Below are 21329 nucleotides of genomic sequence, written 5' to 3' on the forward strand. Positions count from 1 at the left end.
AGTCGACCGAGGCCCCGCCCGGCTCTCGATTCATCACCCACAGTAATCAGTGGACTGCGTTCCGGACAGCCCCCGAAGGGGTGGCGGAGTTATTCACAGCCCCTCGCTTATCCACAGTTTTTCGGCGAGATCGGCACGATTTCCAGGACGGCCCCACGGTGATTCCTGTCGCGAAGTCCGCGGCCGACATGAATCACGAGAGGGGCGTGCGCCGTGGAGACATCCAGGACTTCCGGGGCCATGGGTACGGCACACGGGGCGGGGCGGGACGGGGCGGGGCAGGACGGACCGCGCCGGGCCGGCCCGCTGATCGTCACCGAGGACCTCGGGCTGCTCGACGACCTCCTGCGGCTGTGCGCCGCCGCCGGAGTCGAGCCCCAGGTGGACCACCGGGTGCCGCACCGGCGCGCGACCTGGACCGATCCGCCGCTCGTCCTGATCGGCGACGACGTCGCCGCCCGCTGTCGGGGGGCGGCGCGCCGGCCCGGGACCCTCCTCGTCGGCCGTGACCGGGACGATCCGGAGCTGTGGCGGCTGGCGGTCGAGATCGGCGCGGAGAGCGTCCTGAGTCTCCCGGGCGCCGAGAGCCTCCTCGTCGACCGCCTCGCCGACGCGGCCGAGGGAGCGGACGGGGCGGCGCTGACGGTCGGTGTCGTCGGGGGCCGAGGCGGCGCGGGCGCCTCCACCCTGGCCTGCGGTCTCGCGCTCGCCGCGGCGCGGGCCGGGCACCGCACGCTGCTCGTCGACGGGGACCCGTTGGGCGGAGGACTCGACGTGCTGCTCGGCGGCGAGCGTGAGGAAGGCAGGCGGTGGCCCGACTTCGCCGCCTCGAAGGGCCGTTTGGCCGGCGGCGCCCTGGAGGAGGCCCTGCCGTCGGTGCGCGGCGTCCGGGTGCTCAGCTGGGGCAGGGACGTGGTGGCGCCGGTGCCGCCCGAGGCCGTGCGGTCCGTGCTCGCCGCCGCGCGCCGCCGGGGCGGGGCCGTCGTGGTCGACCTGCCGCGCGGGGCCGACCCGGCGGCCACCGAGGCACTGGTCCAGCTCGACCTCGGACTGCTCGTCGTACCGGGAGAGCTGAGGGCCGTAGCGGCCGCCCACCGGATGGTCTCGACGATCGGCCCGGTGGTGCGCGACCTGCGCGCCGTGGTCCGCGGTCCGTACGCGGCGGGACTCGACGAGCGGTGGGTCGCCGAAGCGCTGCGGCTGCCGCTCGTGGGCGAGCTCCCTTACGACCCGGGGATCGTGGCCGACCAGGACGCGGGAGTGCCGCCGGGAGCCGAACCCCGGGGGCCGCTCGGCCGGTTCTGCGCCGCCTTCTGGGAGCGCGTCGGCGGTGAGGCATGACCGGCTCGGGGCTTGCGGCCCGGGGCGCGGAGGGTGCCGCGGGTGGTGGGACGGGGCTTCTCGACGCCGTGCGGCAGCGGCTCGCGGCGAGCGGGGCCGAGCCCACTCCGGCGCGCGTGGCGGCGGCGCTGCGGGCCCAGGGAAGACTGCTCGGCGACGCGGAAGTGCTCGGTGCGGCCGAGGAGCTGAGGTGCGAACTGATCGGCACCGGGCCGCTGGAGCCGCTGCTCGCCGACCCGGCGGTCACCGACGTCCTGGTCTCCGCACCCGACCAGGTGTGGGTGGACCGGGGCACCGGCCTCGAGCGGGCCCCGGTGTCCTTCCCCGACGCCGCCGCGGTCCGCCGACTCGCGCAGCGACTCGCGGCGGTGGCCGGGCGCCGTCTCGACGACGCCCGGCCCTGGGTCGACGCCCGGCTCCCCGACGGCACCCGGATGCACGCGGTCCTGCCGCCGGTCGCGGTCGGCTCGACCTGCCTGTCGCTGAGGGTGGTCCGCCCACGCGCCTTCTCCCTGGAGGAGCTGGTCGCGGCGGGCACCGTGCCGCCGGACGGCGCGCCGATCCTGCGGGCCCTGATCGACGCCCGTGTGTCGTACCTCGTCAGCGGCGGCACCGGGACGGGCAAGACCACGCTCCTCGCGTCACTCCTGGGGCTCGTGGGGGAGCGGGAGCGGATCGTGCTCGCCGAGGACTCGGCGGAGCTGCGGCCGGACCACCCGCACGTGGTGCGTCTGGAGGCGCGCCCGGCGAACCAGGAGGGCGCCGGGCTCGTGACCCTGCGGGACCTGGTCCGTCAGGCGCTGCGGATGCGCCCCGACCGGCTGGTGGTCGGTGAGGTCAGGGGCGGTGAGGCGGTGGATCTGCTCGCCGCTCTCAACACAGGCCATGAAGGCGGCTGCGGAACGGTCCACGCCAACACGGCCGCGGACGTCCCGGCACGGCTCGAAGCCCTGGGGACGGCGGCCGGACTCGACCGGGCCGCCCTGCACAGCCAGCTGGGCGCGGGCCTGTCGGTCGTGCTGCACGTCGTACGGGACCGGGACGGGCGGCGGCGGATCGCCGAGGCGCACGTCCTGGAACGGGACCGGGACGGTCTGGTCCGGACGGTACCGGCGCTGCGGTGGGGCGCGGCCGGGTTCGAGCGGGAGCGGGGCTGGGAGCGGCTGAGGTCGCTGATCGGAGGGGGATCGCGGTGACGGGCGAGATGGTGGCGGTACGGGGCGTGGCCCATGGAGCGGCGGTGCTCTGTGCGGCGCTCGCCCTGGGGTGGACGGTCGAGCGGCGGCGCGGTGCGGGCCGGGTGCGGGCGGTGCTCGCGGGCGGGGTCACCGGCGGGCGCGGCGGCTGGGCGTGGCCGGCGGTGGCCGCACGGTGGTGGGCCGCGCTGCGGGGACGGCGCGCGTGGCTCTGCCTGCCGGTGGCGGGCGTCCTCGCCTTCCTCGGCGAGTCCCCGCTGCCGTTGCTGGCAGGGGTGCTCGCGGTGCCCTTGGTGGGGCGGCGGCTGCGGGCCGCGGGACGCGGGAAGGAGCGCGAGGCGCGGGCCGAGCGGGTGATGGCCCTGTGCGGGGCTGTGGTGGGTGAGTTGAGGGCCGGATGGCAGCCCGCGCAGGCGCTGTCCTTCGCGGCCCGGGAGACGGGCGCGCTCGGTGCCGCGGAGGCGTCGGTGCTGGCGGCGGCCCGGTTCGGCGGGGACGTGCCGGAGGCGCTGCGGCGGGCGGCCCGGCAGGACGGCGCCGACGGGCTCGCGGGCATGGCGGCCTGCTGGCAGGTGGCCGTGGACGGGGGCGCGGGCCTGGCCGCCGGGCTCGACCGGCTGGAAGCCGCCCTGCGGGACCACCGTGAGCAGCGCGACCGTCTGCGGGCCGAACTGGCCGGTGCCTGGGCCACGGTGACGGTCCTCGCCCTGCTCCCGGCGGCCGGACTCGCCCTCGGTGCCGCCCTGGGCGCCGATCCGTTGCGGGTGCTGCTGCACACACCGGCCGGGCTGGGCTGTCTGGCCGTGGGCGGGGCGCTGGAGGCGGCCGGCCTGTGGTGGGCCGCGCGGATCGTACGGGCAGGGGAGCGGGTGTGATCGGGGAAGCGGTCCGCCACGTGCCGGACGGCGTTCGAGCGGTGGGCCTCCCGCTCCTGGCCGCGGTCCTGTGCGCGCAGGGTGTCGTCGAGGTGGTGCGCGGGCTGCGGGCGCGCCGGACGCGGCGGCGGGCGGGGAATCTCCTCGCGGGCCCGGAACCGCGTCCCCGGAAGGGCTGGGTCGGGTTGCCGCCGTGGGCGCGGCCGTGGCCGGCGCCCCTCATGGGTCTCGTTGTCGGCTGGGTGCTGTTCGGCGGTGCCGGCGGCCTCTGCGTCGGGGCCTTGGCGGCCGCCGGAATGAGGTGGAGGGCGGCGCGGCGGTCCCTGCCGCCGGCGGCAGGAGAGGAGGAGGCGGCACGTCACCTTCCGCTCGCGGCGGATCTGCTGGCGGCCTGCGCCGCCTCCGGAGCCGGACCGGGTGAGGCGGCGGAGGCGGTGGGCCGGTCATTGGGCGGCCCTCTCGGCGAGCGTCTGACCCGCACGGCCGCCGAGCTGCGGCTCGGCGGCGAACCGGCCGAGGTGTGGGGGAGGTTCGGCGCGATACCGGGCGCCGAAGGGCTGGCCCGCTGCATGGAGCGGGCCGGTTCCTCGGGAGCACCGGCGGCGGAGGCCGTCGCCCGGCACGCGGCCGCCCTGCGCGCCGCCCGCGCCCGCGCGGCGGCGGCCGGGGCCCGTAGGGCCCAGGTGCTGATCAGCGCGCCCGTGGGGCTCTGTTTCCTGCCCGCCTTCCTGGCGGTGGGCGTGGCTCCGGTGGTGATCGGTCTCGCGACGGGACTGCTGGACACATGAACGCGACGACACGACGAGACACGACACGACGAGACACGACACGACGAGACACGACATGGCACGACGAGAGATGACGAGGAACGGCGACATGACAGATCACAGCGGGACGCGGCGGGACGAGACGGGGCGGGACGAGGAGGTCGGCATGACGTTCAAGGTGTGGCTGCGCGGCTGGTGGCGGGCGCGGCGGACGGCAGCGTGCCGGGACGAGGGGATGACCACGTCCGAGTACGCGGTGGGGACGATCGCCGCGGCGGCGTTCGCCGCCGTGCTCTACAAGATCGTGACCAGTGGGGCGGTCTCGGGGGCACTGGAGTCGGTGATCGGGAAGGCCCTCGATGCGCCGTTCTGACCGGGGGTTCGTGACCGTGGAGGCGGCGATGGTCCTGCCGGTCCTCGCGCTGTTCACGGTGACGTTGCTCTGGGCGCTGGCGGCGGCCGCCGCGCAGATCCGGTGCGTGGACGCGGCGAGGGCCGGGGCGAGGGCGGCGGCCCGTTCGGAGCCGGTGGCCTCCGCGGAGGCGGCTGCCCGTGCCGCCGCGCCCGGGGGCGCCCGGGTGTCGGTGGTGAGGGAGGGCGAGCTGTGGCGGGTGACGGTGGAGGCGGCGGCTCCGGGCCCCCGGGGCATGGGCGTCACCCTGAGGGCCGACGCGGCGGCCCTCGCGGAGGACACGGTGGGCGGAGGGACCCCATGAGGACCACCGGGTACCGCGGCACCCCCGGTCGTGCCCGACCGGGACACGGGGCCGCGAGGCGGGGAGCGGCCCAGCCGCCGGACAAGCCGCCGGGCAGGTGGGCAGGCCGGTGTGCGGGGGCGGTGGGGGATCGTGGGGCGGCGACCGTGTGGGCGGCGTTCGCGGCGTGTGCCTTGTGCGTGGTGTTCGGGGTGGTGCTCGCGCTCGGGCAGGTGGTGGCGGCCAGGCACCGGGCCGGCGGGGCCGCCGACCTGGCCGCCCTCGCCGCCGCCGACCGGGCCCTGTGGGGCGAGGCCGAGGCGTGCGCCGCAGCCTCGCGGGTGACCGCCGCGCAGGGCGCCGAGCTGGCGCGGTGCGCGGTGCGGGACGGGGTCGCGGACGTGACCGCCCGGGTCGTGCGCGGCCCGTACCGGCCGGAGGTCAGGGCGAGGGCGGGTCCTCCGGGGCCTCCCGGAGGAGTTCCGTGAGGAGGCGGACCGCGCCGCGCTTGTGGAGCGGATCGTTGCCGTTGCCGCACTTCGGGGACTGGATGCAGGAGGGACAGCCCGCCTCGCACTCGCAGGAGGCGATGGCCTGCCGGGTGGCCGTCAGCCAGGCGCGGGCGGTGTGGAAGGCGCGCTCGGCGAAGCCCGCACCGCCCGGGTGCCCGTCGTACACGAAGACGGTGGGCAGCAGGGTGTCGGGATGGAGCGGGACGGAGACGCCGCCGATGTCCCAGCGGTCGCAGGTGGCGAAGAGCGGCAGCATGCCGATGGAGGCGTGTTCGGCGGCGTGCAGGGCGCCGCCGAGGATCTCCGGGCCGACCCGGGCGGCGTCGAGCTGGTCCTCGGTGACCGTCCACCACACGGCCCGGGTGCGCAGGGTGCGGGGAGGCAGGTCGAGCTTGGTCTCGCCGAGCACCTCGCCGGTGATCAGGCGGCGGCGGAGGAAGGAGACGACCTGGTTGGTGACCTCGACGGAGCCGTAGCAGAGGCGGCCGGCTCCCCAGGGGATCTCGGTGTCGGTTTCGAGGACGGTGATGGAGGTGGTGTCGCGGGCGGTGGTGGAGTACGGGGGGACGGCCTCCTCGACGAGGGCCACGGAGTCCTTGAGGTCGAGCTCCCGCACCAGATAGGTGCGGCCCTGGTGGAGGTGGACGGCGCCCTCGTGGACGGCTGTGTGGGAGGCGGCCTCGTCGACGGTGCCGAGGAGGCGGCCGGTGCCGGCCTCGACGATCCGGACGGGGCTGCCGCCGCCGCCCCGGATGTCGGTGAGGTCGGCGGCCCGCTCGCGGCGGGTCCAGTACCAGCCGGTGGGGCGGCGGCGCAGCAGGCCGGCCCCTTCCAGCTGGGGCAGCAGGCCGGGCGCGGCCGGGCCGAAGAGGGCCAGGTCCGGCTCGGTCAGCGGGAGCTCCGCGGCGGCGGCGCACAGATGGGGGGCGAGGACGTAGGGGTTGTCGGGGTCCAGGACGGTCGTCTCGACCGGTTGTTCGAAGATCGCCTCCGGGTGGTGGACGAGGAAGGTGTCCAGCGGGTCGTCCCTGGCGACCATGATCGCCAGGGCGCCCTCGCCGGAGCGGCCGGCGCGGCCCGCCTGCTGCCACAGGGAGGCCCGGGTGCCCGGGTAGCCGGCGATCAGGACGGCGTCCAGGCCGGAGACGTCCACGCCCAGCTCCAGGGCGGTCGTGGCGGCCAGGCCGAGGAGTTCCCCGGAGTGCAGGGCCCGCTCCAGGGCGCGGCGCTCCTCGGGCAGGTAGCCGCCCCGGTAGGCGGCGACCCGGCGGGCGAGCGCGTGATCGGTCTCGGCCAGCCGTTCCTGGGCGATGACCGAGATCAGCTCGGCTCCGCGCCGGGAGCGGACGAAGGCGACCGAGCGGACGCCCTGCCTGGTCAGATCGGTCAGCAGGTCCGCGGTCTCGGCGGTGGCGGTGCGGCGCACGGGCGCGCCGCGCTCGCCGTGCAGCTCGGTCAGCGGCGGCTCCCAGAGGGCGAAGACCAGCTCGCCGCGCGGGGAGGCGTCGTCGGAGACCTCGGTGACCGGCAGGCCGGTGAGGCGGCCGGCGGACCGGGCCGGTTCGGCGGAGGTGGCCGAGGCGAGGAGGAAGACCGGTTCGGAGCCGTACCGGGCGCAGACGCGGCGCAGGCGGCGCAGCACCTGGGCGACGTGGGAGCCGAAGACGCCCCGGTAGGTGTGGCACTCGTCGATCACGACGTAGCGCAGGGAGCGCAGGAAGGAGGACCACCTGGGGTGGGAGGGGAGTATGCCCCGGTGCAGCATGTCGGGGTTGGTCAGCACGTAGTTCGCGTACTGCCGGACCCACTCGCGTTCCTCGAACGGCGTATCGCCGTCGTAGGCGGCGGGGCGGATCCGGTTGCCGAGCGGGGCGGCCAGTTCTCGTACGGCGCGCCGCTGGTCGGCCGCGAGGGCCTTGGTGGGGGCGAGGTAGAGGGCGGTGGTGCCGCGGCCGTTCGGGGCCTCCGAGCCGTCCAGGAGGGTGCTGAGGACGGGGGCGAGGTAGGCGAGCGACTTGCCCGAGGCGGTGCCCGTGGCGATCACCACGGACTCGCCGTCCAGGGCGTGCTCCGCGGCCTCCGCCTGATGGGCCCAGGGGTGCTCGATCCCGGCCTCCCGGATCGCCGCGATCACCTCCGTGCGGATGCGGTGCGGCCAGACGGCATGCCGACCCTCCCGGGCGGGCATGTGCTCCGTATGAGTGATGCGCGCAGCCCGGCTCTCGCCCGAGGAGAGCCGGTCGAGAACCATGCCGGGAGAGGGGCGGCTGCCCGTTTCCCCGGCCGGACGACGGGGGCGCTGATTCTTGGCCATCGGCACCGAGTGTGTCACTGCCATGACGGACAATGCTTCCAAGGCGTCGTGCATGGCTGCTGGTAAGTGATTGAATGCCATCGCGGCTGGCGTTCCGTTCCTCGGCTCCGCCCCGGAGACCCGAGGGGACGATCGCCCGATAGCAAGGTGCTGGAGGATCCGTGGACCTGTCCCTGTCGACTCGCAATGTGACCGGCGCTGGTGGTGACCGTACGGTCGTCGAGGTCGGTGGCGAGATTGATGTGTATACCGCGCCCAAGCTGCGCGAGCAGTTGGTCGAGTTGGTGAACGACGGCAGCTACCACCTGGTCGTCGACATGGAGGGCGTGGACTTCCTCGACTCCACCGGCCTCGGTGTGCTCGTCGGCGGCCTGAAGCGCGTTCGCGCGCACGAGGGCTCGCTGCGTCTGGTCTGTAACCAGGAGCGCATTCTGAAGATTTTCCGGATCACGGGTCTCACCAAGGTGTTCCCGATCCACACCTCGGTCGACGAGGCCGTCAACGCCGTCGACTGAGCCCAGGGGGTTCGCATGGCCACCGTTGAACTCCGCTTCAGCGCTCAGCCGGAGCACGTCCGTACGGCCCGCCTGGTGGCGGCCGCGGTCGCGCGCCGGGCGGGTGTGGGCGAAGCGGCCCTCGACGAGGTGCGTCTCGCCGTGGGCGAGGCCTGTTCCCGTGCGGTCGGGCTGCACCGCAGCAACGACGTCGTGACCCCCATCCGGGTCGTCCTGACCGAGGAGGAGAAGACGTTCTCCATCGAGGTCGGCGACGAGGTGCCGGGTGCGGGGGTGGCGGCGGCCGATGCGGCCGGTGTCCCCGGCGCGCGGGACGCGGCCCCGGCCGAGGACTTCGACGACGCCGACGGCGAGGACGAGATGGGGCTCGCGGTGATCCGCGGGCTCGTCGACGACGTCGAGGTGAGTGCCGGCCAGGACGGCGGCACCATCCGGATGACGTGGCCGGTGAGCTCGGCGGACGTGCTGTCCTGACCCGTACGCGGGGTGGGACCTGACCCGCTGTATGTGCTGAGAGAAGAGGCCCTGCTCCGCAGGGTCTCTTCTCTTGTGTTCTCTTGCGTTCTCCTGTGTCGTTCTGTTGTCCCGGTGCCTCCCCGGCCCGCCCGTCCCGGTGCCCCCCCCGGCCCGCCCGTCCCGGTGTCTCCCCGGGCCGCCCGCGCCGTGTCTTCCCGGCCTCTGCGCCGGTGCCTTCCCCGCTCCTCTGCGGCGGTGTCTTCCGGGCCTCTGCGACGGCGTCCTTCCCGCCTTCCGCTCCGGGTGTCCTCGCCCACGAATTGGCGCATCCCCGTATGTACCGTCTTGTCTCCCTATGATCCGTCCCCATGTACCCCACAACTCTCGCCGCGGCGGTGCTCACGAGCGGGAACCGGACGATCGTGGTCGTCGTCGCGGTCGTCGCCCTCGCCGCACTGGTCGTCGCGCGGCTCCTCGTCCGTCAGGTGCTCGCGGCGGGTGAGGGCACCGAGAGGATGAAGGAGATCGCCGCCGCGGTGCAGGAGGGCGCCAACGCCTACCTCGCGCGGCAGCTGCGGACCCTCGCCGTCTTCGCGGCCGCCGTGTTCTTCCTGCTGATGCTGCTGCCGGCCGACAACTGGTCACAGCGGGCAGGACGTTCCCTGTTCTTCCTGGTCGGAGCGCTCTTCTCGGCGGTCACCGGCTACCTCGGCATGCGGCTCGCCGTACGGGCCAACGTGCGGGTGGCCGCCGCGGCCAGGGAGGCCACGCCGGCGCCGGGCGCACCCGAGAGGGACCTGAACGAGGTCGCGCACCGGGCCATGCGGATCGCGTTCCGTACCGGCGGGGTCGTCGGCATGTGCACGGTCGGCCTCGGGCTGCTCGGGGCCGCCTGCGTGGTCCTCGTCTACGCCGCCGACGCGCCCAAGGTCCTGGAGGGATTCGGACTCGGCGCGGCGCTCATCGCCATGTTCATGCGAGTGGGCGGCGGGATCTTCACCAAGGCCGCCGACGTCGGCGCCGACCTCGTCGGCAAGGTCGAGCAGGGCATCCCGGAGGACGACCCGCGCAACGCCGCCACCATCGCCGACAACGTGGGCGACAACGTCGGCGACTGCGCCGGCATGGCGGCCGACCTCTTCGAGTCGTACGCCGTCACCCTGGTCGCCGCGCTCATCCTCGGCAAGGCGGCCTTCGGCGACCACGGCCTCGCGTTCCCCCTGATGGTGCCGGCGATCGGCGTGGTCACCGCCGTGATCGGCGTCCTCACGGTCTCCCCGCGCCGCGCCGACCGCGGCGGGATGAGCGCGATCAACCGCGGCTTCCTGGTCTCGGCGGTCATCTCGCTGGTGGGCGTCGCCGTCGTCTCCTTCGCCTACCTGCCGTCCTCGTACGCCGAGCTCGCAGGCGTCACCGAGCCCGGCATCCACGACCACGGCGGCGATCCGCGGGTCCTCGCCCTGGTGGCGGTCGCCCTCGGCATCGTCCTCGCCGCGCTCATCCAGCAGCTCACCGGCTACTTCACCGAGACGAGCCGGCGGCCGGTCAGGGACATCGGGAAGTCCTCCCTCACCGGTCCGGCGACCGTGGTCCTCGCGGGCGTGGCGCTCGGCATGGAGTCCGCCGTCTACACGGCCCTGCTGATCGGACTCACCGTCTACGGAGCCTTCCTGCTCGGCGGCGCCTCGATCATCCTGGCCCTGTTCGCGGTGGCCCTCGCCGGGACGGGGCTGCTCACCACCGTCGGGGTCATCGTCGCCATGGACACCTTCGGCCCGGTCGCCGACAACGCCCAGGGCATCGCGGAGATGTCCGGGGACGTCACGGGCGCGGGCGCGCAGGTCCTCACCGACCTCGACGCCGTCGGCAACACCACGAAGGCCATCACCAAGGGCATCGCCATCGCCACCGCCGTCCTGGCGGCCTCGGCGCTCTTCGGCTCGTACCGGGACGCCATCGCGACCTCGGTCGCCGACGTCGGGGAGTTCGGCGTGAAGGCCGGTGAGGTGACGCTCTCGATGGACATCTCGCAGCCCAACAACCTCTTCGGCCTGATCCTCGGCGCGGCGGTCGTCTTCCTCTTCTCGGGGCTCGCGATCAACGCGGTGTCCCGCTCGGCCGGTTCGGTCGTCTACGAGGTGCGGCGGCAGTTCCGCGAGCATCCCGGGATCATGGACTTCACCGAGAAGCCGGAGTACGGGCGGGTCGTCGACATCTGCACCAAGGACGCGCTGCGCGAACTCGCCACGCCCGGGCTGCTCGCCGTGATGGCCCCGATCGCGGTCGGCTTCGCGCTCGGGGTCGGCCCGCTCGGCGCGTACCTCGCGGGGGCGATCGGGACGGGCGCGCTGATGGCGGTCTTCCTCGCCAACTCCGGTGGCGCCTGGGACAACGCGAAGAAGCTGGTCGAGGACGGGAACCACGGCGGCAAGGGCAGTGAGGCGCACGAGGCGACCGTCATCGGGGACACGGTCGGAGATCCGTTCAAGGACACGGCGGGTCCGGCGATCAATCCGCTCCTGAAGGTGATGAACCTGGTCGCGCTGCTGATCGCCCCGGCGGTCGTGCGGTTCGGCTACGGCGGCGACGCGAGCGCCGGGCTGCGGGCGGCGGTCGCGGCGGTCGCGCTGCTCGTCGTGATCGGCGCGGTCCGGGCGTCCAAGAGGCGGACGGTGGAGATGTCCTGACGTGGTGTCCGTCTCATTACCGGAGGTTTCCGGGGTGATCGGGAGGCTCATCCCTTGGTTCAAAAGGTTGCAATACGGTACGAATCAGTCGTACGAAAAGTGGAAGTAGCCCGTTCGGCGTGTATGTTCCGGGGCCGAGAGCCTTGGAAGGGACCGATCCGTTGAACAAGAAGCTTGCGGCCGCACTGTCCGGCGGCGCGGTACTGGTGCTCGCGCTGACCGGTTGCAGCGAAGACGAGGGCGACAAGGTGGGTGACTGGGCGAAGACGTTCTGCGACCAGGCCAAGCCACAGATCCAGAAGCGGGCCGACGCCCACCAGATCATCATCTCGACCGCGGCCGACAGCAAGCCGGCCGAGATCCAGGCCGCCGACTCGAAGGCGTTCCAGGACATCGCGAACGCCGACCGGGCCCTCGCCAAGGCCGTCCAGGCCGCCGGAGCCCCGCCCGTCGAGAACGGCGAGAAGATCAAGCAGGACGCGATCAAGGAGCTCAACGACACCGCCGTGGCCTACGAGGGCCTCAAGAAGCAGGTCGACGCGCTGGACCCGACGAACCAGCAGAAGTTCGCGGACGGTCTCCAGAGCGTCGCCGACGGCCTGACCAAGATCGAGAAGATGGACCAGAACGCCCTGTCCAAGCTGGAGGACGGCGAGCTGGGCCAGGCGATGGCCAAGCAGCCCGGCTGCCAGAAGCCCACGGCCTCGGTCCCGCCGAAGACCTCCGCCTCCCCGAACGCCGGCGCCACCGCCGACGCCGCCGCCACCTCGGACTCCGACTCCGACTCCGAGTCCGACTCCGACTCGGACTCCACGAACCCGGCCAAGAAGGCGTCCGCCAAGCCGACCAAGAAGTCCACGACCGCCAAGAGCGAGTAGCGGAACCCGGGACCGGTCGGCCCGGCGCCCGCGGCGATCCGCCGCGCGCCGCCGGGTCGGCCGCCCGGATGTCGGTGGCGGCCGTCACAATGGAGCGGTGAGTACGACCAGCCTGCCTCCCCGCCTCCCGGTGCCCGCGCACGCCCCCCGTCTGCGCGAGGCGCTGCTCGCCGCCGACTTCACCGCCGACGGACTGCTCGACCTGCTCGGCGCCCCGGCCTACGCGGCGCTCGCCCGCAGCGAGACCGTGCCCGCCCTCCGCGCCACCCGCGGCGACTCCCCGCTGGAGACCCTCGTCCGCCTCTTCCTGCTCCAGGAGCCCGTCACGGCCGACCGGGCCGCCGCCGCGCTCCCGCTGGAGGAGGCCCTCGACGACGGCTGGGTGGTCCGCGAGGACGGCACCGTGCTCGCCACGGTCGACGTCCGGCCGTACGGCGGCCCGGACGGCGAGGACTGGTTCATCGTCTCCGACCTGGGCTGCGCCGTCGGCGGCGCCGGAGGCAGCGGGAAGAACGGCCACCAGGCAGACGCGGCAGTCGTCCTCGGCGTCGGCGGCGCCTCCACCACCCTCGCCGGCATCACGGTCCGCACGCCGGTCTCCTCCGCGCTCGACCTCGGCACCGGATCCGGCATCCAGGCCCTGCACGCCGCCCAGCACGCCACCCTGGTCACCGCCACCGACCTCAACCCGCGCGCCCTGGACTTCACCCGGCTCACCCTCGCCCTCTCCGGGGCCCGGGAGGCCGAGCTGCGGACCGGCTCGCTCTTCGAACCCGTCGACGGCGACACGTACGACCTGATCGTCTCCAACCCGCCCTTCGTGATCTCCCCCGGCGCCGGCCTCACCTACCGGGACGGCGGGATGAGCGGCGACGACCTGTGCCGCACGCTCGTGCAGCAGGCCGGGGAGCGGCTCAACGACGGCGGATACGCCCAGTTCCTCGCCAACTGGCAGCACGTCGAGGGCGAGGAGTGGCAGGAGCGGCTGCGGTCCTGGGTGCCGCGCGGCTGCGACGCCTGGATCGTGCAGCGCGAGGTCCAGGACATCACCCAGTACACGGAGCTGTGGCTGCGCGACAGCGGCGACCACCGCGGCGACCCGGACGCCTACCGGGCGGCGTACGACCGCTGGCTCGACGAGTTCGAGGCGAGCAAGACCCGCGCGGTCGGCTTCGGCTGGATCACGATCCGGCGCAACGAGGCCGTGCTCTCCGGCGCGGTCGAGCCCTCGATCGTCGTCGAGGAGTGGCCGCACCCCGTCGAGCAGCCCCTCGGCCCCACCGTCCGCGCCCACTTCGAGCGTCAGGACTACCTGCGCGGCCACGACGACGCCGCGCTCCTCGCCGACCGGTTCACGCTCGCGCCCGAGGTGGTGCAGGAGCAGGTCGGGCTGCCGGGCGCAGAGGACCCGGAGCACGTGGTCCTCCGGCAGAACCGCGGCATGCGCCGCGCCACCAAGGTCGACCACGTCGGCGCCGGGTTCGCCGGCGTGTGCGACGGCACGCTCAGCGCCGGCCGCATCCTCGACGCGATCGGACAGCTGATGGGCGAGGACCCCGTCATGTTGCGGGACCGCACCCCGCAGGCGATCCGGCTGCTCGTCGAGGAGGGCTTCCTGATCCCCGACTCCCTGCTGCCCGTGACCGAAGGGAGCGGTGCTTGATACGGATCGAGCTGGACGAGGCCTCCCTCGGGGCGACCCGGATCGCGATCAGCCCGCTGCGCGACGCGTTCTGCTCGATGCACCTCGCGCAGCCCCACCGGCACCCCTCCTGGCCCTACCAGGAGTGGGTCGGGCAGGCGCGCGAGGTGTGGCGCGAGGACGACCGGCTCCGCCCGCTGTGGGACCTGTTCGTCCGGGAGCGGCACGTGGTCTCCGACTTCCTGCTGCCCCGGCCCTTCGGCACGGTCCACGTCCACGAAGAGCTCGCCGCGCTGCGGGCCACCGACCCGGAGTTCGTCCGCGCCCAGGCGGCCGTCTGCTACCCCGGCATGACCGACGCGCCCTTCCTGCAGCCCTACCTGAAGGACCCGGAGGCCGCCTGCGCGGCGCTCGCCGACGCGTACGCCGCCTACTGGGAGGGCGCGATCGAGCCGTACTGGCCGACGATGCGCCGGCTCGTCGAGGACGAAGTGCTCGTCCGGGCCAGGACGTTCGCGACGGAGGGCGTCGACGCGCTGTTCGCCGGCCTGGAGACACGGGCGCGCTGGCAGCCGCCCGTGCTCGAACTGACCAAGCACATCGACGCGGAGTACGCGCCCGGCGAGCGCCGCCTCGTCCTCGTGCCGCTGGTCTTCGCGGAGGGCTGCCGGCTCTACTCCACCGACGACCCCGAGGTCTTCGCGCTCAGCTTCCAGGCCCGGGGCGCCGCCGCCCTGCGCGAACCGGCCGAGCCCGTCGCCGAGGACCGGCTCGGGCTGATGCTCGGCCGGGGCCGGGCGGCGGTCCTGCGCGAACTGGGCGGCCCCCTGACCACCGCCGGGCTCGCCGACCGGCTCGGTCTCGCCCCCAGCACGGTCTCCGAGCACCTGTCGGTGCTCGCGGAGGCCGGTGTCGTGACCCGCCACCGCGTCGGGCGCTCCGTGTACTACCAGCTGACGGACACGGGCCGTTCACTGCTCGCGCTGCTCGCGGGAGAGGACGTCCTCACCGCCGTGGCCTGACGATCCGGGGTCGCGACCCGACGGCCGGACCCGCGAACCGGAGAGCCGGGCGGCCGGGGCCGCGGCCCGACGATTCGGGGCCCTCCGAATCGATGGCCCGGCCCTTCCGCCGGCCCCTACCGTCCGGCGCATGCTCGCAATCGAGGCGGACGCGCTGCGCCGCACCTACACCAGCCGGACCGGGTGGCCGAGGTCCCGGCGGACCGAGACCGAGGCCGTGCGCGGCGTCACCTTCGAGGTGGCGCCGGGGGAGCTCTTCGGCCTGCTCGGGCCCAACGGCGCCGGCAAGACCACCACCATCAAGATGCTCAACACCCTGCTGCTGCCGACCTCCGGCACGGCCCGGGTGTTCGGCCACGACGTGGCCCGCGACCCCGTCGCCGTACGCCGCAGGATCGGGTACGTCTTCGGCGGCGACCGCGGGCTGTACGACCGGCTCTCCGCCCTCGACAACCTCCGCTACTTCGCCGAGCTGTACGGAGTCCCGGCGCGCGAGCAGAAGCGGCGCATCGCCGAACTCCTCGACCTCGTCGGCCTGGCGGGCCGGGAGAAGGAACGCGTCGAGGGGTACTCGCGCGGCATGCGCCAGCGCCTCCACATCGCCCGCGGACTGCTCCACCACCCCGACGTCCTCTTCCTCGACGAACCGTCCATCGGCGTCGACCCCGTCGCCGCCCGCGACCTGCGCCGTACGGTCGCCGACCTGGCAGCCGCCGGCACCACGGTCCTCCTCACCACCCACTACATGGCCGAGGCCGACGAACTCTGCGACCGGATCGCCGTCATCGCGGGCGGCCGCATCCGCGCCCTCGGCGCCCCCGACAGCCTCAAGTCCCTCGTACGGGAACGGGACGTGCTGGAGATCGAGGCCTACGGCGTGGACGAGGAACGGCTCGACCGGGTACGGCACGTGCCGGGCGTGCGGGGCGTGTCGACGGAGGACCGGGGCGCCCTGCAGACGGTCACCGTGCAGACCGGACGCGGCGCCTCCGACCTGCACGGCCCCGTCCTCGCCGCACTCGACGGCGTACGGATCGGCAGGGTCACGACCCGCGAACCCTCCCTGGAGGACGCCTACATCGCGATCGTGGAGGAGACGGCCGGCCCCGGGGCCCTCGGGGCCGGAGCCGAGGAGACGGCCGTATGAGGCGCCTCCCCCGTCTGATCCTCGTCGGGGTGCGCACCCACGTCTCGTACATGTCGCGCTCCCCGATCGAGATCACCTTCGCCGTCCTCGTCCCGCTCGTCCACGCCACCCTCGCCGTCCACCTGTTCCGCGCCGCCGGCGACCCGGACCGGCTGCTCACCGCCTCCGTCGGGGCCGGGCTCATGGGCATCTGGGGCTCGGTCCTCTTCGGCTCGGGCGGCGCGGTGCAGAACCAGCGTTGGCTCGGCACCCTGGAGACCCTGGTCGTCGCCCCCACGCCGCTCGCCCTCGTCCTCCTCCCCATCACCCTCGCGACCGCCGTCATCGGCACGTACGCGATGGGCGCGACCGTCCTGTGGGGCGTGCTGCTCTTCGACGTGCCGCTCGACTTCGCGCACCCGCTGCTCTTCCTCGTCGCCGTCCCGGTGTGCGTCCTCGTCCTCGGCATGACGGGGCTGCTGCTCGCCGCGACCTTCGTCCTGCTCCGCAACGCCAACGCCCTCGCCAACCCGCTCGACACCCCCGTCTGGCTGCTCTCCGGGCTGCTCGTGCCCATCACCGTGCTGCCCGTCTGGACCCGCCCGATCTCCTGGGCGCTGCCCACGACCTGGGGTGCGCGGGCCGTGCACGCGGCGACCTCCGGCGGGGACGTGATCACGCCGATGCTCACCGCCGTCGCGCTCGGTTCCGGATACGCCCTCGCCGCCGTCCTCGTCCTCGGGCGCGTGGAGCGCCGGGCCCGCGCCGCCGCCACCCTCGCCCTCACCTGAAAGGCCACCGTCGGATGTTCCGCTTCCGGTGCCGGCTCCTCGGCTTCCGCTTCCACGCCTCCTCCCGGCTGCTCGTGGTCGGCGGAGCGATCTCGTACCGCGCCCTGTTCAACTGGACGACCCCGCCGATGTTCATCGGAACCCTGCTGGTCGGACCGCTCCTCCAGGTTTTCTTCTTCGTCTTCCTGGGCAGGGAACTGGGTGTCGCCGACGATCGTTTCCACCTCGTCGGCAACGCCGTCCTCGCAGCTTCCGCCTCCTGCGTGTACGGCGGCACGATGGCCGTCGCCAACGAGCGCCGGTACGGCACCCTCGGAGCCGTCCTGCTCTCCCCCCGCCGCAGAGTCCCGATGTGGCTCGGACGAGCCCTCCCGTACGTCCTCAACGGGCTGTTCGTCAGCGCCTTCGTGCTCACCGCCGCCGCCCTCGTCCTCGGGCTGCCCGTGCCCGCGGGGGCGCTGCCCGGGCTCGGCCTGGTGCTGTTCGTCGCGGCGGGCGCCTGTTCGGCCTTCGGGCTCGCGCTCGGGGCGCTCGGGCTGCGCTTCCGCGACGTGTTCCTGGTGTCGAACGTGGCCAGTTCCGGGCTGCTGCTCCTGACCGGCGCCGCCGTGCCCCGGGAGACGCTGCCGGAGTGGATGCGGGCCGCCGGTGAGCTGCTGCCGCTCACGCACGCGGCGGACGCGGCGCGCGGGCTGACCGCCGGTGCCGGCCTGGACGGTCACCTGCTCGGGGCCGAGCTCGCGGTCGGCGCCGGGTGGGGGTTGCTCGCCGTCGTCCTCCTCGCCGTCTTCGAGCGGGGGAGCCGGCGCCGGGCCACGCTCGACGTGATGTGACGAGGGACGTCACACGGCGGGAGCGGAAGCGGGCGGGAAAAGGGGGAGGGGTGGGGCGGGGGAGGGGGGAGGGAGGCCCCCCGGAGGCGGACCACTACCGGCCATCTTCGTGAACCCGTACGCCCCCGGCCCGCTCCGTTCACCCGGAGTTCGCGCCTTCGATGCCCGGGGCTGTCAGCCTCGGCCGGGAGGGGCGAACACCGCACGTGAACGGAACGGGGTACGGGCATGGAGAGCGGGCCGGCGATCTTCGCGGGGGCGGCGTTCACGCTGTTCGGAGGCGCGCTGCTGCTGTGGACCACCGTGCGGGCGCTGCACCGTGAGCCCGTGGTGTACGGGGTCCCCCCGCGCGCCGCCGTCGCGCTGACGGGCCTCGCCGGCGCCGTCTCGCTCCTCCTCGGCGTCTGGTGTTTCGGTCGGCTCTGACGCGGGCCCCGACGCCGGCCCCGAACCACGTGCCGGACCCGGTCCCGGGCCCTGCTCCGGAACCGGTCCGGGTTCCGCATCCGGTTTGTTTGTGATCTCTCCGAGATGTCCTCCGCCCCGCCGGACCGGGAGTCCGGGCGGCAGGAATGCCAGGACTCGGGTTACCGTTCGAGTGGCCGTTGCGGGCTTTCGCCGTTTGACACGGGGGCGGGTTGTACCGTCACACTCCGCAGCGACGGGAGCGTCACCGTCCGTGCGCTGTCGTGCGTGCCAGTGCCGTACGTGCCAGAGAGTGTCGATCCGGAGAGAAGAGCGAAGTTGTCCCCGACCAGCGAGACCGCACACGGCGGCCGCCGACTCGTCATCGTCGAGTCGCCTGCCAAGGCGAAGACGATCAAGGGCTACCTCGGCCCGGGCTACGTCGTCGAGGCGAGCGTCGGGCACATCCGCGACCTCCCCTCCGGCGCGGCCGAGGTGCCGGAGAAGTACACCGGCGAGGTGCGCCGCCTCGGGGTCGACGTCGAGCATGACTTCCAGCCCATCTACGTCGTCAACGCCGACAAGAAGGCGCAGGTCAGGAAGCTCAAGGAGCTCCTCGCCGAGTCCGACGAGCTCTTCCTCGCCACCGATGAGGACCGCGAGGGCGAGGCCATCGCGTGGCACCTCCAGGAAGTCCTGAAGCCCAAGGTCCCGGTCCACCGGATGGTCTTCCACGAGATCACCAAGGACGCGATCCGCGAGGCCGTCGCCAACCCGCGCGAGCTGAACCAGCGCATGGTCGACGCCCAGGAGACCCGCCGCATCCTCGACCGGCTGTACGGCTACGAGGTCTCGCCGGTCCTGTGGAAGAAGGTCATGCCGCGGCTGTCCGCCGGCCGCGTGCAGTCCGTCGCCACCCGTCTCGTCGTCGAGCGGGAGCGCGAGCGCATCGCCTTCCGCTCCGCCGAGTACTGGGACCTCACCGGCACCTTCGGCACCGGCCGCACCGGTGACGCCTCGGACCCGTCCTCGCTGGTCGCGCGCCTCGCGACGGTCGACGGCAAGCGCGTCGCGCAGGGCCGTGACTTCGGCGCCGACGGCCGGCTGAAGACCGCGAACGTGCTCCACCTGGACGAGGCGAACGCGCGGGCACTGGCCGCCGCGCTCGCCGACACGGCGTTCTCGGTGCGCTCGGTCGAGTCGAAGCCGTACCGCCGCTCCCCGTACGCCCCCTTCCGGACCACCACCCTCCAGCAGGAGGCGAGCCGCAAGCTGGGCTTCGGTGCGAAGGCGACCATGCAGGTGGCGCAGAAGCTGTACGAGAACGGCTTCATCACCTACATGCGTACGGACTCCACGACCCTCTCCGACACCGCCGTGGCGGCGGCCCGGGCGCAGGTCACGCAGCTGTACGGCGCCGACTACCTGCCGGAGAAGCCGCGCGTCTACGCGGGCAAGGTGAAGAACGCGCAGGAGGCGCACGAGGCGATCCGGCCTTCGGGTGATCGTTTCCGCACTCCGGCGGAGACCGGCCTCACCGGCGACCAGTTCAAGCTGTACGAGCTGATCTGGAAGCGGACCGTCGCCTCCCAGATGAAGGACGCGACCGGGAACTCGGTCACCGTGAAGATCGGCGGCACCGCCGCCGACGGCCGTGACGCCGAGTTCAGCGCCTCCGGCAAGACGATCACCTTCCACGGCTTCATGAAGGCGTACGTGGAGGGGGCCGACGACCCGAACGCGGAGCTCGACGACCGCGAGCGGCGCCTGCCGCAGGTCGCCGAGGGCGACGCGCTGACCGCCGAGGAGATCACGGCGGACGGCCACGCGACCAAGCCGCCGGCCCGCTACACCGAGGCCTCGCTGGTCAAGGAGCTGGAAGAGCGCGAGATCGGCCGCCCGTCGACGTACGCCTCGATCATCGGCACCATCCTCGACCGCGGCTACGTCTTCAAGAAGGGCACGGCGCTCGTCCCGTCCTTCCTGAGCTTCGCCGTCGTCAACCTCCTGGAGAAGCACTTCGGGCGGCTCGTCGACTACGACTTCACCGCCAGGATGGAGGACGACCTCGACCGCATCGCGCGCGGTGAGGCCCAGTCCGTGCCGTGGCTGAAGCGTTTCTACTTCGGTGAGGGCGAGTCCGGCGGCACGGGCGGCGCGGCGGAGGCCGGGAACGGCGACGGCGACCACCTCGGCGGCCTCAAGGAGCTCGTCACCGACCTCGGCGCCATCGACGCCCGCGAGATCTCCTCGTTCCCCGTCGGCAACGGCATCGTGCTCCGCGTCGGCAAGTACGGCCCGTACATCGAGCGCGGCGAGAAGGACCAGGAGGGCTACCAGAAGGCCGACGTGTCGGCCGACCTGGCGCCCGACGAGCTGACCGTCGAGTACTCCGAGGAACTGCTCGCCAGGCCGAGCGGCGACTTCGACCTGGGCACCGACCCGGTCAGCGGCCACCAGATCGTCGCCAAGGACGGCCGCTACGGCCCGTACGTGACGGAGGTCCTGCCCGAGGGCACCCCGAAGACCGGCAAGAACGCGGTGAAGCCGCGTACGGCCTCCCTCTTCAAGTCGATGTCCCTCGACACCGTCACCCTGGAGGACGCGCTCCGGCTGATGTCCCTCCCGAGGGTCGTCGGCACGGACGCCGAGGGCGTCGAGATCACCGCGCAGAACGGCCGCTACGGCCCGTACCTGAAGAAGGGCACGGACTCGCGGTCGCTCACCGACGAGGAGCAGCTCTTCACGATCACCCTCGAAGAGGCGCTCGCGATCTACGCCCAGCCGAAGCAGCGGGGCCGGGCCGCGGCCAAGCCGCCGCTGAAGGAGCTGGGCACCGACCCGGTCAGCGAGAAGCCCGTGGTCGTCAAGGACGGGCGGTTCGGCCCGTACGTGACGGACGGCGAGACCAACGCCACCCTGCGCACCGGTGACAGCGTGGAGACGATCACGCCGGAGCGCGGCTACGAGCTGCTCGCCGAGAAGCGGGCCAAGGGTCCGGCGAAGAAGACCGCCAAGAAGGCCCCGGCGAAGAAGACCGCGGCGAAGAAGACGGCCACGAAGACGGCGGCGAAGAAGACCACCGCCGCCAAGAAGACGGCCGCGAAGAAGACCACGACGGCCAGGACGACCGCTGCCAAGAAGACGGCGGCGGCCAAGCCGGAGTAGCCCCGGGCGGTTGCCGGAGGGGCGAGCGGGAGGGCGGGAGCGGTGCTCCCGCCCTCCCACGTTTGTTCGGGCGCGGGCCGCGGGGGGCAAGACCGTCCGGATAGGG

19 protein-coding genes are annotated in these 21329 nt (G+C 73.5%); 18 read left to right on the forward strand and 1 reads right to left on the reverse strand.

Annotated features, from left to right (window positions below; all coding sequences use genetic code 11):
• Positions 1-240 precede the first annotated feature (240 nt).
• The 7 genes from ssd (at position 241) to IE180_RS05915 (ending at position 5362) form a co-directional block, all read left to right on the forward strand.
• Positions 241-1341, forward strand: coding sequence for a septum site-determining protein Ssd (ssd, locus tag IE180_RS05885; RefSeq protein WP_190155654.1), 1101 nt, complete (start codon positions 241-243; stop codon positions 1339-1341).
• Positions 1338-2537, forward strand: a complete 1200-nt coding sequence (locus IE180_RS05890; protein WP_190155655.1) for a TadA family conjugal transfer-associated ATPase — start codon at positions 1338-1340, stop codon at positions 2535-2537. Before ssd ends, IE180_RS05890 begins: the two co-directional genes overlap by 4 nt.
• 8 nt (positions 2538-2545) lie before the next feature.
• Entirely contained in the window at positions 2546-3412 is an 867-nt protein-coding gene (locus IE180_RS05895) for a type II secretion system F family protein (protein WP_190155817.1), read from the forward strand.
• Positions 3409-4200: a type II secretion system F family protein gene (locus tag IE180_RS05900; protein WP_373302679.1), complete on the forward strand. Its 792-nt coding sequence runs from the start codon at positions 3409-3411 to the stop codon at positions 4198-4200. Before IE180_RS05895 ends, IE180_RS05900 begins: the two co-directional genes overlap by 4 nt.
• 145 nt (positions 4201-4345) lie before the next feature.
• Positions 4346-4552, forward strand: coding sequence for a DUF4244 domain-containing protein (locus IE180_RS05905; RefSeq protein ID WP_190155819.1), 207 nt, complete (start codon positions 4346-4348; stop codon positions 4550-4552).
• Positions 4539-4895: a TadE family type IV pilus minor pilin gene (locus IE180_RS05910; RefSeq protein ID WP_229860317.1), complete on the forward strand. Its 357-nt coding sequence runs from the start codon at positions 4539-4541 to the stop codon at positions 4893-4895. Before IE180_RS05905 ends, IE180_RS05910 begins: the two co-directional genes overlap by 14 nt.
• Positions 4896-5041: 146 nt before the next feature.
• The gene (locus IE180_RS05915) at positions 5042-5362 is read left to right on the forward strand and encodes an Rv3654c family TadE-like protein (protein WP_373302684.1); all 321 of its coding nucleotides are present in this window, start codon (positions 5042-5044) and stop codon (positions 5360-5362) included.
• On the opposite strand, the gene sftH is transcribed toward IE180_RS05915, so the two are convergent.
• Positions 5316-7781, reverse strand: a complete 2466-nt coding sequence (sftH, locus tag IE180_RS05920) for a DEAD/DEAH box helicase (RefSeq protein ID WP_190155657.1) — start codon at positions 7779-7781, stop codon at positions 5316-5318. The two genes, IE180_RS05915 and sftH, sit on opposite strands and share 47 nt — an antisense overlap.
• Before the next feature lie 80 nt (positions 7782-7861).
• On the opposite strand from sftH, the gene IE180_RS05925 reads away from it, so the two are divergent.
• The 11 genes from IE180_RS05925 to topA all read left to right on the forward strand — a co-directional run bounded on the left by IE180_RS05925 (position 7862) and on the right by topA (position 21223).
• Positions 7862-8215, forward strand: a complete 354-nt coding sequence (locus IE180_RS05925) for an STAS domain-containing protein (protein ID WP_056569340.1) — start codon at positions 7862-7864, stop codon at positions 8213-8215.
• 15 nt (positions 8216-8230) lie between these two features.
• Entirely contained in the window at positions 8231-8689 is a 459-nt protein-coding gene (locus tag IE180_RS05930; RefSeq protein WP_190155658.1) for an ATP-binding protein, read from the forward strand.
• A gap of 350 nt (positions 8690-9039) precedes the next feature.
• On the forward strand, positions 9040-11358 hold the full coding sequence (locus IE180_RS05935; protein ID WP_190155659.1) for a sodium-translocating pyrophosphatase: 2319 nt from the start codon (positions 9040-9042) through the stop codon (positions 11356-11358).
• Positions 11359-11519: 161 nt separating this feature from the next.
• Positions 11520-12236 carry a small secreted protein gene (locus tag IE180_RS05940; RefSeq protein ID WP_190155660.1) on the forward strand — a complete coding sequence of 239 codons (717 nt, stop codon included), beginning with the start codon at positions 11520-11522 and terminating at the stop codon, positions 12234-12236.
• Positions 12237-12333: 97 nt separating this feature from the next.
• Positions 12334-13899 (forward strand): DUF7059 domain-containing protein, encoded by a 1566-nt coding sequence (locus IE180_RS05945; protein ID WP_190155661.1) that lies wholly within the window; start codon positions 12334-12336, stop codon positions 13897-13899.
• Positions 13896-14900 (forward strand): ArsR/SmtB family transcription factor, encoded by a 1005-nt coding sequence (locus IE180_RS05950; RefSeq protein WP_190155662.1) that lies wholly within the window; start codon positions 13896-13898, stop codon positions 14898-14900. The genes IE180_RS05945 and IE180_RS05950 overlap by 4 nt, the downstream gene beginning before the upstream one ends.
• Before the next feature lie 130 nt (positions 14901-15030).
• A complete protein-coding gene (locus IE180_RS05955; RefSeq protein WP_190155663.1) occupies positions 15031-16047 on the forward strand; it encodes an ABC transporter ATP-binding protein in 1017 nt (338 codons plus the stop codon).
• The gene (locus tag IE180_RS05960) at positions 16044-16817 is read left to right on the forward strand and encodes an ABC transporter permease (RefSeq protein ID WP_190155664.1); all 774 of its coding nucleotides are present in this window, start codon (positions 16044-16046) and stop codon (positions 16815-16817) included. The genes IE180_RS05955 and IE180_RS05960 overlap by 4 nt, the downstream gene beginning before the upstream one ends.
• Before the next feature lie 14 nt (positions 16818-16831).
• Entirely contained in the window at positions 16832-17650 is an 819-nt protein-coding gene (locus IE180_RS05965; protein WP_190155665.1) for an ABC transporter permease, read from the forward strand.
• A gap of 228 nt (positions 17651-17878) precedes the next feature.
• Entirely contained in the window at positions 17879-18076 is a 198-nt protein-coding gene (locus tag IE180_RS05970) for a hypothetical protein (protein ID WP_190155666.1), read from the forward strand.
• 318 nt (positions 18077-18394) lie between these two features.
• A complete protein-coding gene (gene topA, locus IE180_RS05975) occupies positions 18395-21223 on the forward strand; it encodes a type I DNA topoisomerase (protein WP_190155667.1) in 2829 nt (942 codons plus the stop codon).
• The last annotated feature ends 106 nt before the right edge of the window (positions 21224-21329 follow it).

This window comes from Streptomyces litmocidini (genome assembly GCF_014649755.1).
GTDB classification, from domain to species: Bacteria; Actinomycetota; Actinomycetes; order Streptomycetales; family Streptomycetaceae; genus Streptomyces; species Streptomyces litmocidini.

What these genes read in the sequence shown, in the direction of transcription:
- IE180_RS05965 (WP_190155665.1), top strand. Translation starts at nt 16,832, where the DNA reads ATGTTCCGCTTCCGGTGCCGGCTCCTCGGCTTCCGCTTCCACGCCTCC.
- IE180_RS05890 (WP_190155655.1), top strand. Translation starts at nt 1,338, where the DNA reads ATGACCGGCTCGGGGCTTGCGGCCCGGGGCGCGGAGGGTGCCGCGGGT.
- sftH (WP_190155657.1), bottom strand. Translation starts at nt 7,781, where the DNA reads ATGGCATTCAATCACTTACCAGCAGCCATGCACGACGCCTTGGAAGCA.
- IE180_RS05895 (WP_190155817.1), top strand. Translation starts at nt 2,546, where the DNA reads ATGGTGGCGGTACGGGGCGTGGCCCATGGAGCGGCGGTGCTCTGTGCG.
- IE180_RS05960 (WP_190155664.1), top strand. Translation starts at nt 16,044, where the DNA reads ATGAGGCGCCTCCCCCGTCTGATCCTCGTCGGGGTGCGCACCCACGTC.
- IE180_RS05955 (WP_190155663.1), top strand. Translation starts at nt 15,031, where the DNA reads ATGCTCGCAATCGAGGCGGACGCGCTGCGCCGCACCTACACCAGCCGG.
- IE180_RS05970 (WP_190155666.1), top strand. Translation starts at nt 17,879, where the DNA reads ATGGAGAGCGGGCCGGCGATCTTCGCGGGGGCGGCGTTCACGCTGTTC.
- IE180_RS05930 (WP_190155658.1), top strand. Translation starts at nt 8,231, where the DNA reads ATGGCCACCGTTGAACTCCGCTTCAGCGCTCAGCCGGAGCACGTCCGT.
- IE180_RS05935 (WP_190155659.1), top strand. Translation starts at nt 9,040, where the DNA reads ATGTACCCCACAACTCTCGCCGCGGCGGTGCTCACGAGCGGGAACCGG.
- ssd (WP_190155654.1), top strand. Translation starts at nt 241, where the DNA reads ATGGGTACGGCACACGGGGCGGGGCGGGACGGGGCGGGGCAGGACGGA.
- IE180_RS05910 (WP_229860317.1), top strand. Translation starts at nt 4,539, where the DNA reads ATGCGCCGTTCTGACCGGGGGTTCGTGACCGTGGAGGCGGCGATGGTC.
- IE180_RS05905 (WP_190155819.1), top strand. Translation starts at nt 4,346, where the DNA reads ATGACGTTCAAGGTGTGGCTGCGCGGCTGGTGGCGGGCGCGGCGGACG.